General features: G+C 47.5%; 3 protein-coding genes. All 3 read right to left on the bottom strand.

The annotated features are described in order from the left end of the window. Nucleotides 1-165: 165 nt before the first annotated feature. Genes RSA72_RS14345 through RSA72_RS14355 form a run of 3 tightly spaced genes read right to left on the bottom strand, consistent with a single transcriptional unit; the run spans nt 166 to nt 2,376 of the window. Nucleotides 166-645: an OmpA family protein gene (locus RSA72_RS14345; protein WP_332624672.1), complete on the bottom strand. Its 480-nt coding sequence runs from the start codon at nt 643-645 to the stop codon at nt 166-168. A gap of 7 nt (nt 646-652) precedes the next feature. Continuing rightward, a complete protein-coding gene (locus tag RSA72_RS14350; protein ID WP_332624673.1) occupies nt 653-1,876 on the bottom strand; it encodes a sensor domain-containing diguanylate cyclase in 1,224 nt (407 codons plus the stop codon). After that, nucleotides 1,873-2,376, bottom strand: coding sequence for a YfiR family protein (locus tag RSA72_RS14355; RefSeq protein WP_332624674.1), 504 nt, complete (start codon nt 2,374-2,376; stop codon nt 1,873-1,875). Before RSA72_RS14355 ends, RSA72_RS14350 begins: the two co-directional genes overlap by 4 nt. Nucleotides 2,377-2,597 lie beyond the last annotated feature (221 nt).

Consider the following 2,597-nt stretch of genomic DNA (forward strand, 5'->3'; position numbering starts at 1 on the left):
CAGGGGGTCGTAGGTTCGAATCCTACTGCTCCGACCATTTATTGAAATGGTCGAATGTTGATAAAAGATACCGCGCAAGCGGTTTTTTTATGCCTGGAATTTGGCAAAGCCAATTCACAGAGCGATTAAAAAGCCCCGCAAGGGGGCTGATTAAGCTATCCGCCTTTAAGGGATAATGGTGATGTTGACCCGGCGGTTCTCAGCCCGGTGCTCTTCGCTGTCATTGCTGACCAGCGGCTGTTCTGCACCCCGCCCGATAATCTGCACATTCTTTGGCTGGAAGCCATGCTCCAGAAATACATTGGCTACGCTTTGCGCGCGCTTTTCGGACAGCTGCTGATTGTAGCTGGCCAGGCCAATGTTGTCGGTATGCCCGGTAAATTTAACTTTTTCCAGCTTGTATTTATGCAGCTGGTCAGACAGGGTGATAATTTTGCTTTTCTGCTGCTCTTGAATCAGGTAATCATCAAAACTGAACAGCAGGCGTTCCGGCAGGGCGAGTGTCCAGCCGTCTTCAGTCAGGACAAAGCCTTCGCCTTTCAGCATGCGGGCCTGCTTGTAGCTTAAATTGCCTAAGCTCATGCAGGCGGTTAAAAGCATGCTCAAGGCGAAAATAAAGCAGGAAGTTAGCGCTTTTTTGAACATAATGGGCCTATTTGTTTTTGGATTGCAGGTAAAAATAGCACTTTTCATTTGATTGCTTGGCTTTGCGCAAGGCTTGATCCGCATGCGCAATTAAATCTTCTGGGGTTTGGGCCAGCCGCGCCAGCGCAGCGCCAATGCTGATGCTTAAGGGAATCTGCTGCTGTTCATAAATGAATGTCGATGAAAAGCAGTCTTGCACGCGCTGGCAGTGCTGTTCAACAGCATTGGCGTCAGCTGTATTGGGGATAATAATGGCGAATTCATCGCCGCCCAGTCTGGAAAGGAAGGCATCCGGCGGCAGAATCTGCCTGACGCAATAGGATGATGCGCGCAAGACCGCATCGCCGGCTAAATGCCCGAATTGATCATTCACCTTTTTAAAGTGATTGATATCTAAGAGCAGCACCGCGGCATTTTGATGCTGGGCCTGATCGAACAGCTGAAACAGGGCTTCATAGAAGCTGCTGCGGTTTGGCAGCCGGGTCAGCACATCATGCTTTGACTGATGCAGCAGCTTGTCATTTTCCACGATAAGGCTTTTATTGGACTGTTCTATTTCGCTCAGCAGGCCATTGAAGGCGGCGCTCAGCGCCTGCAGCTCCTGAATATCTGAATTGGACACGTGCATGTTGTAGTTTTTCTTTACGCTGATGGTTTGCGCAGATTCAGCAATTGAGCGGATGGACTGCATCAGGTACTGGTAGACTGAATTTACCGACCAGTAGACTGTGGCTAAAAGCAGAATAAAGCCGATGCATAAAGCCAGCAGGATTTTATGGAAAAAGCTGACCAGTTCGGATGAATTGCCGTAAACGGTTAAGCTGCCGTAATGCTTTTGATCATGGCGGATCTCCATGCGGATCGGCTGGCTGTAAAACAGGTAATCCAGAAAAGTTTGGCTGGAAAAGCGCTCGATGCCTTTCTGTTCGGCCTGCGCCAGCACCGCATTCTGCACGGAGCTGACTTCAATGGAGCGGATCGGATGCTGCTGCGCATATTCGGCCAGTATCTGCCGGATGGTCATTTGGTCATTGAAAACTACTGCGGGCTGAATCCGCTCATTCAGCGCAGAAGCTAAAATATTTAAGCTGCTTTTTGCATAGGCATTCATGGTGTAAGTTGAAATCACCAGAAAAATCGCAGAACAGATGGTGAAAGTTAAAATAAATATGGTCAGCTGAGAGCGGGTAAACAGCTGATGCAGCGTAATCGGCTTATACAGCTGTTTCATTTGCTGGACTCCACGGATTTGGCAAGCAGTAAAACGCGCGGATCCACATGAACTCTAGCCTGTGTCAGGCTTTCTAAATTCACTTTAAATGCAAAATTTTGACTGCGCTTATACAGGCAGAATGCGCTTCCAATTTCACACTCGGCATTATTTGTGCTGATGGAGAGCGCTGGGAAGGTGGCGGCGGTATTCAGCAGGTACTGCTCTTCTTTTGGGGACAAGGTGGAAAAAATCAAAATCTGGCATGCGCTGGTTTTAATTTCATTGGATTGAATGGCTGAAATTCTGTAATTGGAGTGATCCGGCGCATTGATCAGCAGCTGCTGCGCTAAAGGGGGGTTGTTGACTGCGCAGACGGCAGGCGCAGCTGTATTCCACTTTGCGTAGCTCAAAATGGAGAATACTGTGCTGTATAGGCTGGCAGTGGGCGCAGCAGGCAAGCTGCTGCTGAAAAGAACCGCGCATATAAGCAGGGCTTTTTTTTCTAGGCTGTGAACCATTGCGGAATAAAGTCAAAAATCGTGAAAGGCTAAGTTTATCTAAGTTTAAAAAATAAACATAGGGTTAAGATTGAGCGGTAATAATACGCTAAAGCGCTGATTTGATCAAAAAAAATGCAATCAAGCAAATAAACTTAAAAAAGGCCTTGCGTGCTGAAAAATTTCCCCTATAATGCATATCCATCGGCGGTGATGTTGATTAAAACTTGTTGAGAAACAAG

This window comes from Acinetobacter sp., from assembly GCF_036659555.1.
In the GTDB taxonomy this organism is placed as follows: domain Bacteria; phylum Pseudomonadota; class Gammaproteobacteria; order Pseudomonadales; family Moraxellaceae; genus Acinetobacter.

What these genes read in the sequence shown, in the direction of transcription:
- RSA72_RS14345 (WP_332624672.1), bottom strand. Translation starts at nt 645, where the DNA reads ATGTTCAAAAAAGCGCTAACTTCCTGCTTTATTTTCGCCTTGAGCATG.
- RSA72_RS14350 (WP_332624673.1), bottom strand. Translation starts at nt 1,876, where the DNA reads ATGAAACAGCTGTATAAGCCGATTACGCTGCATCAGCTGTTTACCCGC.
- RSA72_RS14355 (WP_332624674.1), bottom strand. Translation starts at nt 2,376, where the DNA reads ATGGTTCACAGCCTAGAAAAAAAAGCCCTGCTTATATGCGCGGTTCTT.